This is a genomic window from Deltaproteobacteria bacterium (assembly GCA_016223005.1).
Classification (GTDB): domain Bacteria; phylum Desulfobacterota; class GWC2-55-46; order UBA9637; family GWC2-42-11; genus JACRPW01.
In genome coordinates this window covers 1-14,017 of the sequence record JACRPW010000011.1, presented here as the reverse complement: position 1 = coordinate 14,017, position 14,017 = coordinate 1, and the positions used below count along the sequence as shown (strand labels likewise).

The following is a 14,017-nucleotide window of genomic DNA, read 5'->3' as shown; positions in this document are numbered from 1 at the left end:
TTGGTTAAAATAGAGAAGATGACACAAAAATCACTTTACAAGCAATATCTGTACCGTGTGGTATCATTTATCTGTCTTTTGTTAGCATTAACAAACTGCCAGAAATATGAGCCTAAAGATATTGTGTTTAAAAAGGTAGTTGCAGAGATAAATGATACCGAGATAACCCTTCAGGAGTTTCAGGGAATTCTGAAAAGATTGATACCTGATTCTGATATGGCATCCCTGTCCAAAGAAGAACAGAAAGAATTAAAAAAGAACATCCTCTCCCAACTGATTGAGGAAGAACTTATCATTGATGAGGCGAAGAAAAAGGGCATAAAGGTATCAGAAAGAGAGGTAACAGGCGAAATAGAAGGCATAAAAAAAGATTATCAGGGCAATGCCTTTACAGATACAATAGTAAGCAGATACGGGAGTATGGAAAAATGGAAAGAGGAGATAAGGAGGAAACTCTTAACAAGAAAGATGATTGATGCCGCTGTTATTTCAAGGGTTACGGTGGAAGATAATGAGATAACAGCATACTACATGGAGCATAAAGATGAGATTACAATACCTGAAAGGGTTAAGGCACGGATAATCGTATTAGCCACAGAAGAAGAGGCAAATAATGTCTTGAAAAGATTAAAGAAAGGTGAAGACTTTACAAGGGTGGCAAAAGAGGTGTCAATAGACAGAAACATGCCAAATGCAGGACAGTCCATATATTACAGCCGTGGTAAACTCCCTAAAGAATTTGAGGATGTCCTGTTTTCAATGCCAATAAAAAAGGTAAGCAGCATCACCAAAACACCTTATGGATACAATATATTCCGTGTGGATGAAAGGACAAAGGCTAAAAATTTGTTACTGCATGAAGTTAAAAACGATATTGCTGAAAAACTAAGAAAGACAAAGGCTAATGAATCTTTTCAGAAATGGATAAAAGAGTTAAAAAATAATGCAACGATAGATATAAGGGAGGAACTACTGTGAGAATAAATTTCAAATTAAGCATCTATATCCTATATTCTGTTTTTTTCCTATGCAGCCAAGCCAACGCCGATGTAGTGGATAAGGTTGTGGCTATAGTCAATGACAGCATAATAACCTTGTCAGAGTTAAATGCTGCTTCGTCTATAAGCATGGACGAACTTAAAAATATCTCTAGTCCTAAAAAGAAGAAGATGGTAACGGAAGTAAGAAGCAAGGCACTTGACCAGTTAATAGAGAGAAAACTTGTTGAACAGGCATCAAATAAGACAGGCATTTCAGTAAGCGAAAGGGAGATTGATAATGCCATAGATGATGTAAAAAAAGAAAATAATCTGACCCACGATACACTTTTAACCGCACTTGCAGCAAACGGACTGACATATAAGGAATACAGAAATCAATTAAAAGACCAGATAAGACAGATGAAGTTTATGGGCAAGGAATTCCGTTCAAAGATAACCATATCAGATGAGGATATTGAGGCATACTACATACAAAACAGAGAAAGGTTTTACGAACCTATTAGATTTAGGTTCTATCATATCTTTCTGGCAATGCCGCCAAATGCAACCATCGCACAAAGGCAGTATATAGAGCAGATAGCAAAGGAGATACTCCTGAAGATATGGAATGGAGAGGATTTTGTAACACTTACCCTTAAGTATTCACAGGGACCAAGTCCTGAAAATGGGGGAGATATCGGTTTTCTCAAGGCAGGCGAGATAGACCCTTCTATAGAAAAGGCAGTACTTGGTTTAAATGCAGGTGAGACAAGCAGTGTAATTCGTTCAAAGATAGGTTTGCACATAATCAAACTTCTGGAAAAGAAGGAAAAGGAGGTAAGACCTCTGGAGGCAGTCAAAGAAGATATAAAAAATATACTTTACCGTAATATAGTTGATGAGAGATATAAACTATGGCTTGAGGAACAAAAAAGCACTGCCCATATAGAGGTAAGGCTGTAAAAACAGGTGTCAGGTGTCAGGTGTCAAAAAAACCTGAAACCTGAAACCTAGAACCTAAAACCTGTCTTTCTATGAAACCAATCATCGGTATTACAATGGGTGACCCTGCAGGGGTCGGACCAGAGATAGTCTTAAAGGCAGTCTCAAATCAGAAGATTAAAAAAATCTGCAAGCCTGTGATATTTGGTGATGAGGCAGTCCTGAAATACATTAACTTAAAACTCAAAATCCAAAACTCAAAACCCAATATAATAAACCTCTCCTCGCTAAATCCCAGAAAACTAAAACCCGGCAGTCCTGACAATGCCTGCGGGAAGGCAGTAATGAACTATATTGAACAATCTGTCAAGATGGTTTTGGACGGCGGTATAGATGCTGTAGTAACAGCACCAATAAGTAAAGAGGCAATAAACAGGGCAGGCTACACTTTTCATGGACATACAGAGTATCTTGCCCATCTTACCAATACAAAAGATTATGTAATGATGCTTGCAGGTAAAAGACTAAAGGTATCCCTTGTTACGATACATGAGGCAATCAGAGATGTTCCAAATTTATTAAAAACAAAAGACATTTTAAAGACAATCTGCATCACAAATGAATCCTTAAAACAATATTTCGGGATTAAAAGACCGCGGATAGGTGTTTGTGCATTAAACCCGCATGCAGGTGAAGGAGGGCTCTTTGGCATAGAAGAAAAGAGTATAATCATGCCTGCTGTAAAAAAGGCATCCGCATTAGGTATAGATGTCTCCCCTCCCCTTCCCCCTGACACAATCTTTTTTCGTGCAGTTCAAAAAGATGAATTTGACGCAGTTGTATGCATGTATCATGACCAGGGACTCATACCATTAAAACTTCTGCATTTTGAAGATGGTGTGAATATAACTCTGGGACTGCCTATTATAAGGACATCTGTTGACCATGGAACAGGATATGATATTGCATGGAAAGGGATTGCAAAACCCGACAGCATGATATGTGCAATAGAAACAGCAGTTAAAATGGTAAAGGCAAAAAATTATGCATCCCCATAGATCTCCCCGGTTTTTCATAGAAGATATAAATCCTGACAAACAGAATATCATTATTACAGGTGAGCAGTTTCACCACCTCAAGAATGTCCTTCGCCTGAATGTGGGTGAAGAGATAAGTGTCTTTGACGGCAAAGGCAATGACTTTCTTGCAGAATTAAAAACAATCGGTAAAAGAGAGGCACTTGCATCCATAAAACAAAGGTTAGTTCCAGCAGGTGAAAAAGGATTCAAAACAGTTCTTGCACAGGGGATTGCAAAAGGCGAAAAGATGGATATGATAATCCAGAAGGCAACAGAACTTGGTGCGGCATCAATAATACCTTTTACTACAGCAAGGACAGTTCCAAGACTCAAGGATGATAAGGAGGGCAAAAAGATTGAAAGGTGGCAGAAGATATCCATTGAGGCAGCAAAACAGTGCGAAAGGAGTATAGTTCCGAAGATTGAACCTGTAAAATCTTACGATGAAATGCTTTCTGGCTGGGACAAATATTTAAAGATTATCCTATGGGAATATGCCAATGACTTGCTGCTAAAGGAGATTCTTAACACCATTAAAGGTTCGAACTATCCGGGTATAATAGTTGTCGTTGGACCAGAGGGCGGTCTTTCAGAAGAGGAGATTCTCTTAGCAGAAAGGCATGGATTCCTGCCTGTCAGATTATTTAGTAATATCTTAAGAACTGAGACAGCCGCTATTGCCATATTGAGCATAATCAAATACGAACTGGGCTTAAGATGACCTTAAACCTTTATTCTTCAGGTCTTGTTGCAACTGCAATCTTTGTTATCCCTGCCCTCTTTGCCATGTCTATAATCCTCACAACCCTGCCGTATAAAGCAGATTCATCTCCCTGAATCACTAATGAAATATCCTGATTATCACGCATTAGGTTTTTAAATTTAGACAAGAGTGTCTCCAATTCCATCCTTTTCTGTTCCATGAATATACTGCCGTCCCTTGTCACAACAACAATAACCTCCTTTTTCTCATGCTTCAGGACATCTGCCTTTGCAGGCGGGAGTTTTACCTGTATCCCCAGTGTTATGCCAAAGTTAAATGAAAGGGCAAAGAATATGAGAAGGTTAAAGACCACATCAATAATCGGGGTCATGTCAAGGCTTATTTCTTTTCTTTCAGGTCTTTTAAAATGCATGGTTTAATCCTTTTTCAGAATCTCAAGTATATGGAGAGAGTATTCTTCCATAGAAAGGACAAGGCTGTTTACCTTGCTGTAGAGATATTTGTAAAAGATTATAGTAGGGATTGCCACAGTCAGACCGTATGCTGTTGTATTAAGTGCCTCGGATATACCGCCTGCAAGGGTTGTGGGGTTTACAACTGTTTGCTGGGATATTACACTGAATATCTTTATCATGCCTGATATGGTCCCAAGGAGACCCAGAAGCGTGGATATGCTTGCAATGGTGGATAATGCCTCAACATTCTTAAACAATCTGACAGTCTCTTTTCTTCCGGTCTCTTCCATCATCGCCTTTAATGTCTCCCTGTTTTTACTTCTGTTTTTTACCCCTGCATGAAATATCCGTGCCAGCGGTGAATTTTGGTTTTCACAAAAACCCATTGCCTCACCTGTCTTGCCATCATTTAGAAAATTATCTATCCTATCTAAAAGACCATCAGGTATAATCTTTTTCCTTCTTATATTCCAAAGCCTTTCCATAAAAATTGCCAGCGATATGACAGAACATACCGCTATGGGATACATAAATATCCCGCCCTTTATAAAAAATTCTGTGATGTTAAAAGAATACATATCATCTCCTTTATGAGTTCTTCTTTGCAATCCTTTTAGCCGCAGCATCTGCATAAGGACTGTATCATAAAAATATATCTTTGGCAGTTAGTTTTAAAGAGTCTAATATGTCAAGTTTGCCCATTCTCTTCTCCCATAAATATTGCCTCGCTTCTTTTACCCTTATTCGGGTCATTTTCAGGTCTTGATTTCCATCTCTGATGCACCCAGAACCACTGGTCAGGATATTTCCTTATCATATTCTCTATTACCTTTGTAAACCTTGCGGTATTTGTCAGAACATCAGTTTTTTTATCTCCAGTAATATGGAGAGGGATTTCTTCACCAAAAAACATCTCATGTTTTCCATTATCCTTTCTGATTATAAATGCAGGTAGGACAGGTGCATCACTTCTCATGGCAAGAAGTGCAAGCCCCTTATTTGTTGCAGCGAGTTTTCCGAAGAATCCAACAAATACGGCTTCGCTCCATGTAACATTCTGGTCAAGGAGGACACCGACACATTCACCATGTTTAAGGGCATTTAAGAGTCCTCGCATTTGTGAATTTTTATCTATCATTTTGTTGCCGCATATTGTCCTAACATATTTTACAAATCTGGAAAATATTGGGCTGTCAGGTTCCCCTACAACCACATTCAATGGATAGCCTCTCAAGGCATGGGCAACTGCTAATAGTTCCCAACTGCCAAAATGGGCGGTTAGAAATAATACCCCTTTCTTTTTTTTATAAACGTTTAGGAAATTATCAAAACCTGTAACTTTTATATTTTTATGAATATCTTCTGGTCTTAGTCGGGGTATCCTGCAAAACTCTATCAGGTTCATTCCAAGATTTTCAAAGACCCTTTGTGCAATATTATATACTTCTATAGAATCCTTTTCTTTACCGAATGCTGTTTCAAGATTTTTTACGGCAATCTCTCTACGGCTTTTATCAATATAAAATACCAGCCTCCCAAGTAATCTTCCAAATGAAAGAGGCAGAAGACCAACAATAAAACCCAGAGTTTTCAAGATAAAGAAATACATAAACTGTTTTTAACATATCTGCGTTAAAAATTCCTGTTCATTATCAATAACAATATCTATTGTCATGGCATAAACATCCATATCAGATGGAAGAATATCTTTTATCTTTACGCTGTCCTTTTCTGTAGTGATTATATAAGCAGTGCCGCAGGAATCTCTTTTAATATTGTCTAAATTTTTTATCGTATATCTATGATGGTCTTTAAAAACAAAGGTATTTTTTATTATAGCACCTGTATTTTTAAGGGTTATAAAAAAAGAGACAGGGTTTGCTATCCCTGAAAATGCAAGCACTTTTTTATTTTTCAGACAGTCAATAGGAAACTTTGTATTATTCGTAAGGTTGACAATGCCTGTTGGAACATACCTGAATGACCTAATGCTGTTTATATTGGATAAGGCAATCTTATCAACTATCTCTTTTCCATCATCACCGCTGATAAGGATATGTGTTGCCCTCTTCAAACTGCTTGCAGGTTCTCTCAATATACCTCTCGGGAGGAGGTGTCCGTTGCCGAATCCCCTGATTGAATCAATAAGCACAATGTCCCGGTCCCTGTACAGTTTCCAGTGCTGAAACCCATCGTCGAGGATAAACAGGGGAGAACTGCTGAAAACCATCGTCAAGGATTATTAAATCAGGTTTGAATCTTTTAACTGCCAGAAGCCCTGCCTTATACCTGTCTTTGCCGATTATTACAGGACAGTCTTTTACCTTACTTGCAATCAGAAAAGGCTCGTCACCTGCCTCTTCTGGATTCATGAAGATATTTTGACCATCAGAGACAATGCCCACACCTTTATTTTTACCTTTATAACCACGGCTTATTACTGTTACCTTTTTGCCTTTTTCGGTCAATCTTCTTGCAAGATATATTGTCATCGGTGTCTTGCCGCTTCCGCCTACAGTAATATTTCCAACAGATATGACAGGGTAAGGGAGTTGCCTTGTTTTAAAAGTGCCTGTAGTGTAGAAAAAAAATCTAATCCTTATAATAAGACCATAAATAAGAGAAATAATATATAAGGGGAAGAGAAATATCTTTGCGAGAAAGGAATTATATGTGCCGTCTATGTATTTGATTAAGTGCATAATATCATCTGCTGTCCAACATCTTTGTTATCACTGCAAGGCTTTTTTCTGTGGCACCTCTGTTTGCCTGAAGTATCACATAACCTGCTTTCCCAATCTCCTGTGCTATGTCAGGGTGCAGAAACAGCTGCTTCAATCTTTCTTCCAGTCCTTTTCTGTCTTTTGCCATTATACCTCCGCCGCCTTTTGTGAGTATATCTGCACCTTCTGAAAATGTATATATGTAAGGTCCAAACAATACGGGTTTTTTATAGAGTGCAGGTTCAAGGAGGTTGTGTCCACCTACATCGCTTAAGAAACTGCCTCCTACAAAGGCTGCTGATGCAAGGGCATATATCATGCCAAGTTCTCCCATTGTATCAAGGAGGATGACATCAAAAGAGCGGAGAGCGGAGAGCGGAGAGCGGAGAGTTTCAGACCTTTTTAATATAGAAAAGCCTTTTGCCCTTATTAAATCTTCAACCTCTTTAAACCTTTCAGGATGCCTTGGTGCTATTATGAGTTTTAAATTTTGCATCTCTCTTTTTAATTTATCAAAGGCATCCAAAATTATCTCTTCTTCCCCTCTATGTGTGCTTCCTGCAATAAAGACCGTATCAGAGGTTTTTATGCCAAGTGCCTGCATAATAGACTTTTTCCCATCATCAGTAAGTTCAGAGGTTTCCATATCAAACTTTACATTGCCTGTGATGGATACCCTTTCAGGTTCAATCCCAAGGGCAGTTATCCTTTCATAATCTTTGATTCTCTGGGCACAGAAAAAGGATATATTTTTAAAGACCCTTTTAAAGAAGAATCTAAAAAGATTATATCTTTTGAACGAGCGGTTGGAAACCTTGCCGTTCACGACTATTACAGGGATATTCCTTCTGCCCAGTATATTCAATATATTGGGCCATACCTCTTTTTCTACTACTATAAATGCAATGGGTTTTATTTTATCTATCACCCGTTTGACTGCCCACGAAAAGTCCAGCGGGAAATAGATAACAGAATCAATAAATTGATATGACCTTGCTATTTCATTACCTGTAGAGGTGGTTGTTGAAAATATTATGTCTATATCAGGCATTACTGCCTTGAGCCTTTTTATAAGCGGCATGACTGCCTTGGTTTCACCTACAGATACTGCATGGAACCAGAGCCTTTTTTTATCAGAAGACACTTTTCCTATTGGTATAAAACCAAATCTTTCAGAGATGCCTTCTCTGTATTTACCAATAAAGATTATCTTGAATAGAAAATACGGGAGGAGAAGGATAAAGGATATATGAAGGAGGATGTTGTAGAGGAGATACATATGTCAGTAAACAGTGAACAGTAAGCAGTAAGCGGTAATATGCGAGAAATGAGGTAATGCAAGAAATGCTAAAACCCTTTCTCGCCTTTCCTGCCTTTCTCGCCTACTCACCGCTTACTGAAAGTAACTGTCTGCCCTTTCAGTTAATTCTTTAAGTATCTTTTCTAGATGCAATCTTTTTTCTTCTATCTCTTCAGGGGTTGAACCAGCATCTACAGTAATCGGCTCACCGCAGATAAAGACACCTTTTGAAAATGGATACGGGATTATAAAGGCATCCCAACTCTTTAAGGTTTTTTTTTTGAAGCAGAAAATGTCATGGGGAATATGGGCAGTCCTGTGTTTTTTGCAATATTTATGATGCCATGCTGGGCAATATATCTGGGGCCTTTTGGTCCGTCAGGTGTAATCGCAAGGTCTCTACCTTTCTTTGCCTCTCTCAAAAGCCCCTTTACACCTGAGAGCCAGCCCCTTGTAGATGAACCTCTTACTGAACTTATATTAAATCTCTTTATAACCCTGCTTATGAGTTCACCGTCTCTATGTTGACTTACAAGTGCTGTTGTTCCTGAAGAGTATCTGCATAGAAATATCAGCATCAGCAGCAGCCTGCCGTGCCAGAATGTAATTATGCACTTTCTACCCTCTTCCCAGTGTTTCCATATCCCTTCAAAATTTACATAAGATATCCTCAGGGTCTTTTCCAGAAATCTTATAATGAGATATACAAGATATGGCAGAACAGACACTACAATTTTATCTGATAACCCTCTCATATTATACCCATGCCCTTTCATCTTTTAAGAGATTCTCCCTTGTGTCATGAAACTGCATATTATAGATACGGGAGTATTCACCGTTTAATTTCAGCAGTTCGTCGTGTCTGCCATGCTCCTTTATTGTGCCACCTGCCAGAACTATTATCCTGTCAGCATTCCTTATTGTAGAGAGTCTGTGTGCTATCACAAGTGTTGTTCTGCCATACATAAGGTTATTAAGCCCTTTTTGAACCTCTATCTCTGACTCGGTATCAAGGGATGATGTTGCCTCATCAAGTATCAGGATAGGTGCATTCTTTAGTATTGCCCTTGCAATGGAAAGCCTCTGCCTTTCTCCACCAGAAAGCCTTATACCGCCCTCTCCAATGAAGGTGTCATAACCATGCTGGAGTTTTTCTATAAAATTATGGGCATTGGCAGCCTTTGCAGATGCGATTATCTCTTCATCTGCTTTAGCAAAATCTCCGTATGCAATATTTCTCTTTACTGTATCATTAAACAGGATTACCTGCTGGGAAACGATGGCTATATGTTCCCGCAGTGACTTGAGTTTAATATCCCTTATATCAACCCCATCTATCATAATTGAACCATCCAGCACATCATAAAACCTTGGTATCAGATTTACAAGGGTTGTCTTGCCGCCTCCGCTTGTGCCTACAATCGCTATAACCTCACCGCTTTTGACCCTCGTGCTGATTCCCCTAAGAACCCAGTTTTCACCATATCTGAAGGATACATCCCTGAACTCAACTTCCTTTATTGTATCTTTCAATACCATGGCATCAGATTTGTCTATTACCTCTTCCTTAATATCAAATATTTCAAACACCCTTGAGGCAGCAGCAAGCCCCTTTTGTATGTTTAAGTTTACGCCGCTAAGTGCCTTTATAGGTTGAAAGAGCATAAGTACAGCAGCAAAAAATGATATGAACCCTTCGGGTCTTAAATCTCCATTTTCTATGCGGGAAGAGGCATATAGGATTGTTAAGGCAAAACTGATTACACCAAACATCTCCATTACAGGAGGAGATATTGATCTTACCAGAATCCCCTTCATCTGCAGTTTATTTAATCTTTCACTTTCTTTCTTAAACTTGAGTTCCTCATATAATTCCATACAGAATGCCTTTACTATCCTTATTCCTGATATTGCCTCCTGAAGCAGAGATGTAATTGTCCCCATAGTAACATTCCCTTGCGCGCTCACCTTACGTATCTTTTTACTGAATCTTATTAAGGGATAGATAGCAAATGGGAATGCAATCAGCGCCACCATAGCAAGTTTTAAATCCTGTATTATGATAACTGATGTAAGGGCTATTATAGACAAGGTTGAACGTATCAGTGCAGCAAAGGATTCTGCGGCTGTACTTTGTATTTGATTTACATCATTTGTAACCCTTGATATGAGTGTGCCTGTATGGGTTTTTGTAAAAAATGGAACAGGAAGTAATAATATTTGCCTGTAGAGTTTTTCCCTTATATCCAGAACAACACGTTGTCCGATATAACCCATCAGATATGCCTGACCGAAAAATGAAAAACCCTTTACAATCGCAAGTGCTATAATAAGTAAAGGGATTACATATATCTTCCTTGCCTTGTCAAAATTTATAAATCCCGATGGCACAAATTTTAGAATATCATTACTCTCATTTGTGAAGAGGAATTTCATCGCAGGACCAATGAGATATGCCATTGCGCCTGTTGAAAATGCAAGGACTGCCATACATAATACTGCACATACAAGATAAAACCAGTGCGGCACAACAAATTTTAGAATTTTAAAATAGAGTTTCATAAATGATTTCTGCCGCCCTTTTTGATGCCCCGCCTCTGCCAAGTCTTTCCTTCACTGTCTGAAGACCTGCAAGTATATTATTATAAATCTCTTTATCCTTCAATATCTTTAATATTTCATGTGCAATATTATCAGGGTTTGCATTCCATTGTATCAGTTCAGGCACAACCTTCTTGTTTGCAACTATATTTACCAGACTGACGCAATCAAGATTTATAAGTATCCTTCCGAACCAATAGGTAAGCGGAGAGACCTTATAAATAACAACCATGGGTGTCTCCAGAATGGCTGTTTCAAGGGTTGCAGTGCCTGATGCAACAATTGCTGCATCTGCTGCAAGCACTACCTCATGCATACTGTTTTCAAATATTTTAATATGGATATCCGCTGCATGAAAGAAGGATTCAACAACCCTACGGTCAAGGGTATTGGCAAGTGGAAGTATAAACTCTGCATCAGGAATCTCTCTTTTTATCATCCTTACTGCACCCATTATTGCCTGAGATAGATTTCTGATTTCACTCATCCTGCTTCCCGGGGCAACGGCTATAATAGTTTTGTTTTCTTGAATATCAAGATGTTTCCTCGCTTCATTTCTTGAAAACTTACACCTTACCTCATCCACAAGCGGATGCCCCACATACTCAACATCCATGCCTGCATCCTTATAAATATCTACTTCAAATGGAAAGATGACCAGCATCTTGTCAACAAGTCTTGCAATCTTTTTTACCCTTCCTTTTCTCCATGCCCAGACCTGAGGGCTTATATAGTATATTACAGGAATGCCTTTCTTCTTGACCTCCTTTGCAAAACGCAGATTAAATTCAGGATAATCTATCAATATCACAATGTCAGGACTGTCATCTTCAAGGAGCGCCTTTAATTTGTTAAAAGCCTTTTTGATTGTATGAAGTTTGCTTAATACTTCAACTATACCAACAACAGCAAGTTCTCTTGTGTCAAAAACAGCATTGAAACCAAGGGACTGCATTCGGCTCCCGCCTATGCCGTAAAGTCTGACTTTTGGGTCTATCTCAAGGATGGATTTTATAAGATTTGCACCGTGCAGGTCGCCTGATGCCTCACCTGCAACTATTAGAAGTTTTTTCATAATAGGTTATAGATACAGGCTATGGGTTATGGGCTAGAGGCAATAGGATAAAAACCCATAGCCCATAGCCTATTGCCTATTGCCTGCTTTTATTGCCTATAGCCCATAGCCTGTCTTTTTGCCTGTTTTATTCAAACATTCCTTTATCTTAATTGCTACTTCTAATGCCCTTTTGCCGTCTCTGCCTGTAACAATCGGCGATTTTCTTGATGCAACTGAATTCACAAATGCCTTTATCTCAGACATAAGGGCATCCCCCTTTTCCATTGTTATATTGTCTTCAAATATTTCAGGAATGATTGAACCTTCTTTCATATTCTTTTTCAAGACAGTTATCTTTGGCTGAATATAATCAATAGATATGTATGAATCGTGCTGAAATATACGCATCTTGCGAAGTTTTTCCCTTGAAATCCTGCTGGCAGTAACATTTGCAACACAGCCGTTTACAAACTCAATCCTTGCATTTGCAATATCAACCTCTCTTGATATAACAGGCACTCCAACTGCATCTATCTTTTTAACATCGGCATTTACGAAATTTAATATAATATCAATATCGTGTATCATTAAGTCCAGCACAACGCACACCTCAGTCCCTCTTATATTAAATGGTGCAAGACGGTCAGACTCAATAAACATGGGGTCGTCAACATTGCTGCCCAGTGCAAGTATCGCAGGATTAAATCTCTCAAGGTGTCCCACCTGCAGCAGAACCCCATTTTTATCTGATAACTCTATAAGGTCATCTGCCTCTTCAATTGTGGCTGTAATAGGTTTTTCTATAAGGCAGTCTATCTTGTTATTGATAAATGCCTTTGCGATAGCATGGTGCAGATGTGTAGGAACAACAATACTTACCGCGTCTACCCTGCCAATGAGGTCTCTGTAATCATAGTATGCCTTTGTATTAAACCTTGATGCTGTTTCGTCCGCTGCCCCCTTATCAATATCAACAACACCAACCAGTTCAGCCTCTGGAATGTTTGAATACTTCTCTGCATGGAACCTGCCCAGATAACCAACGCCAACAACACCAACCTTAATCTTCTTCAATTTCATCTGCCCCTTCTTCTCTGCTAGTAGGTTTTGCCCTTGTTATACCCCTCTTTGAATTTTTAATAAATTCTATCAGGTTTTTTATATGCACAGAATTCTTGATATCTTTACCAACCTTTTCCAGGGCATCTTTAAGTCCCAATCCGTTTCTAAAGATTATGTCATATGCCTTTTTAAGATTTGTTATCTCTTCACGGGGAAAACCATGCCGTCTAAGTCCTATCTTATTTAGCCCATAAAGTTTTGCGCGATTGCCAACTGCCATGACATACGGAGGTATGTCATGTGTTACTGCTGATGCACCGCCAATAATTGAATAACAGCCTATCCTCACAAATTGATGTATTGCAACAAGCCCGCCTATAATAGCATGGTCAAAGACCTCAATATGTCCGGCAAGGGTTGCTGCGTTAGCAAGGATGTTACTGTTTCCGATTTTGCAATCATGTGCTACATGGACATATGCCATGAGAAGATTATTATTGCCTATAACTGTCTTTCCGCCGCCGTGCAAAGTTGCCCTGTTTATTGTAACAAATTCCCTGATAGTATTATTCTCACCTATTATGACCTCTGACCTTTCGCCGCCGAATTTCAGGTCCTGTGGCGGTGCACCTATGGAGGTAAATTGAAAGATTTTACAGTTAGTCCCAATATCTGTCCACCCTTCAATAACAACATGGGGACATATCCTGACATTGCTGCCAATCTTTACATTTCCGCCGACAATTGAGTATGCGCCTATTTCAACATTATCTCCTATCTCTGCATCTGGGTGTATAATGGCAGTTGGATGTATCTTTATACTTTTTTTGTCCTTCATTCTTTACTTCCTTAATTTTGACTTTTGATATTTGATTTTTGAATTTGTATAATTTATCCCCTCTCCATTATTGTTGCCATAATCTCTGCCTCTGCTGCAAGTTTTCCATCAACATAAGCCTCACCCCTGAAAACCCATATATCACCCCTGTTTTTTATAACATTCAACACAAGTTCAACCCTGTCCCCCGGCATTACAGGTTTTCTAAACCTTGCCTTGTCTATGCCCATAAAATAAACAACCTTGTTTTCAACAC

At 38.9% G+C, this 14,017-nt stretch carries 16 protein-coding genes; 4 read left to right on the top strand and 12 right to left on the bottom strand.

Going from position 1 to position 14,017, the window contains the following annotated elements:
* The 4 genes from HZC45_01305 to HZC45_01290 all read left to right on the top strand — a co-directional run bounded on the left by HZC45_01305 (position 1) and on the right by HZC45_01290 (position 3,722).
* On the top strand, positions 1 to 978 hold the full coding sequence (locus HZC45_01305) for a peptidyl-prolyl cis-trans isomerase (protein ID MBI5681803.1): 978 nt from the start codon (positions 1 to 3) through the stop codon (positions 976 to 978).
* A gap of 86 nt (positions 979 to 1,064) precedes the next feature.
* Complete coding sequence (locus tag HZC45_01300; protein ID MBI5681802.1) at positions 1,065 to 1,943, top strand: peptidylprolyl isomerase; 879 nt, start codon at positions 1,065 to 1,067, stop codon at positions 1,941 to 1,943.
* 71 nt (positions 1,944 to 2,014) lie between these two features.
* Entirely contained in the window at positions 2,015 to 2,980 is a 966-nt protein-coding gene (gene pdxA, locus HZC45_01295; protein ID MBI5681801.1) for a 4-hydroxythreonine-4-phosphate dehydrogenase PdxA, read from the top strand.
* Positions 2,967 to 3,722 carry a 16S rRNA (uracil(1498)-N(3))-methyltransferase gene (locus HZC45_01290; GenBank protein ID MBI5681800.1) on the top strand — a complete coding sequence of 252 codons (756 nt, stop codon included), beginning with the start codon at positions 2,967 to 2,969 and terminating at the stop codon, positions 3,720 to 3,722. The genes pdxA and HZC45_01290 overlap by 14 nt, the downstream gene beginning before the upstream one ends.
* Positions 3,723 to 3,732: 10 nt before the next feature.
* On the opposite strand, the gene HZC45_01285 is transcribed toward HZC45_01290, so the two are convergent.
* The 12 genes from HZC45_01285 to HZC45_01230 all read right to left on the bottom strand — a co-directional run.
* Positions 3,733 to 4,137 (bottom strand): biopolymer transporter ExbD, encoded by a 405-nt coding sequence (locus HZC45_01285; GenBank protein MBI5681799.1) that lies wholly within the window; start codon positions 4,135 to 4,137, stop codon positions 3,733 to 3,735.
* Between the two features lie 3 nt (positions 4,138 to 4,140).
* Positions 4,141 to 4,758 (bottom strand): MotA/TolQ/ExbB proton channel family protein, encoded by a 618-nt coding sequence (locus HZC45_01280; GenBank protein ID MBI5681798.1) that lies wholly within the window; start codon positions 4,756 to 4,758, stop codon positions 4,141 to 4,143.
* Positions 4,759 to 4,868: 110 nt separating this feature from the next.
* A complete protein-coding gene (locus HZC45_01275; GenBank protein MBI5681797.1) occupies positions 4,869 to 5,789 on the bottom strand; it encodes a lysophospholipid acyltransferase family protein in 921 nt (306 codons plus the stop codon).
* Between the two features lie 9 nt (positions 5,790 to 5,798).
* The gene (lpxK, locus tag HZC45_01270; protein ID MBI5681796.1) at positions 5,799 to 6,410 is read right to left on the bottom strand and encodes a tetraacyldisaccharide 4'-kinase; all 612 of its coding nucleotides are present in this window, start codon (positions 6,408 to 6,410) and stop codon (positions 5,799 to 5,801) included.
* Positions 6,322 to 6,882, bottom strand: a complete 561-nt coding sequence (gene lpxK, locus HZC45_01265; protein ID MBI5681795.1) for a tetraacyldisaccharide 4'-kinase — start codon at positions 6,880 to 6,882, stop codon at positions 6,322 to 6,324. Before lpxK (HZC45_01265) ends, lpxK (HZC45_01270) begins: the two co-directional genes overlap by 89 nt.
* Positions 6,883 to 6,886: 4 nt before the next feature.
* Positions 6,887 to 8,182, bottom strand: a complete 1,296-nt coding sequence (locus tag HZC45_01260; protein MBI5681794.1) for a 3-deoxy-D-manno-octulosonic acid transferase — start codon at positions 8,180 to 8,182, stop codon at positions 6,887 to 6,889.
* Positions 8,183 to 8,469: 287 nt separating this feature from the next.
* Positions 8,470 to 8,958 carry a DUF374 domain-containing protein gene (locus HZC45_01255; protein MBI5681793.1) on the bottom strand — a complete coding sequence of 163 codons (489 nt, stop codon included), beginning with the start codon at positions 8,956 to 8,958 and terminating at the stop codon, positions 8,470 to 8,472.
* 1 nt (position 8,959) lies between these two features.
* Positions 8,960 to 10,765 carry an ATP-binding cassette domain-containing protein gene (locus HZC45_01250; GenBank protein MBI5681792.1) on the bottom strand — a complete coding sequence of 602 codons (1,806 nt, stop codon included), beginning with the start codon at positions 10,763 to 10,765 and terminating at the stop codon, positions 8,960 to 8,962.
* Positions 10,749 to 11,879: a lipid-A-disaccharide synthase gene (gene lpxB, locus HZC45_01245; protein MBI5681791.1), complete on the bottom strand. Its 1,131-nt coding sequence runs from the start codon at positions 11,877 to 11,879 to the stop codon at positions 10,749 to 10,751. The genes HZC45_01250 and lpxB overlap by 17 nt, the downstream gene beginning before the upstream one ends.
* A gap of 96 nt (positions 11,880 to 11,975) precedes the next feature.
* Positions 11,976 to 12,935, bottom strand: coding sequence for a Gfo/Idh/MocA family oxidoreductase (locus HZC45_01240; GenBank protein MBI5681790.1), 960 nt, complete (start codon positions 12,933 to 12,935; stop codon positions 11,976 to 11,978).
* Complete coding sequence (lpxA, locus tag HZC45_01235) at positions 12,922 to 13,761, bottom strand: acyl-ACP--UDP-N-acetylglucosamine O-acyltransferase (GenBank protein MBI5681789.1); 840 nt, start codon at positions 13,759 to 13,761, stop codon at positions 12,922 to 12,924. The genes HZC45_01240 and lpxA overlap by 14 nt, the downstream gene beginning before the upstream one ends.
* A gap of 53 nt (positions 13,762 to 13,814) precedes the next feature.
* On the bottom strand, positions 13,815 to 14,017 hold a 203-nt coding region (locus HZC45_01230), incomplete at its 5' end, for a 3-hydroxyacyl-[acyl-carrier-protein] dehydratase FabZ (GenBank protein MBI5681788.1).

Coding starts and splice junctions, on each gene's coding strand:
- HZC45_01255 (MBI5681793.1), bottom strand. CDS start 8,958: ATGAGAGGGTTATCAGATAAAATTGTAGTGTCTGTTCTGCCATATCTT.
- lpxA (MBI5681789.1), bottom strand. CDS start 13,761: ATGAAGGACAAAAAAAGTATAAAGATACATCCAACTGCCATTATACAC.
- HZC45_01260 (MBI5681794.1), bottom strand. CDS start 8,182: ATGTATCTCCTCTACAACATCCTCCTTCATATATCCTTTATCCTTCTC.
- lpxK (MBI5681796.1), bottom strand. CDS start 6,410: ATGGTTTTCAGCAGTTCTCCCCTGTTTATCCTCGACGATGGGTTTCAG.
- HZC45_01250 (MBI5681792.1), bottom strand. CDS start 10,765: ATGAAACTCTATTTTAAAATTCTAAAATTTGTTGTGCCGCACTGGTTT.
- HZC45_01290 (MBI5681800.1), top strand. CDS start 2,967: ATGCATCCCCATAGATCTCCCCGGTTTTTCATAGAAGATATAAATCCT.
- HZC45_01275 (MBI5681797.1), bottom strand. CDS start 5,789: ATGTATTTCTTTATCTTGAAAACTCTGGGTTTTATTGTTGGTCTTCTG.
- HZC45_01285 (MBI5681799.1), bottom strand. CDS start 4,137: ATGCATTTTAAAAGACCTGAAAGAAAAGAAATAAGCCTTGACATGACC.
- lpxK (MBI5681795.1), bottom strand. CDS start 6,882: ATGCACTTAATCAAATACATAGACGGCACATATAATTCCTTTCTCGCA.
- HZC45_01280 (MBI5681798.1), bottom strand. CDS start 4,758: ATGTATTCTTTTAACATCACAGAATTTTTTATAAAGGGCGGGATATTT.
- lpxB (MBI5681791.1), bottom strand. CDS start 11,879: ATGAAAAAACTTCTAATAGTTGCAGGTGAGGCATCAGGCGACCTGCAC.
- pdxA (MBI5681801.1), top strand. CDS start 2,015: ATGAAACCAATCATCGGTATTACAATGGGTGACCCTGCAGGGGTCGGA.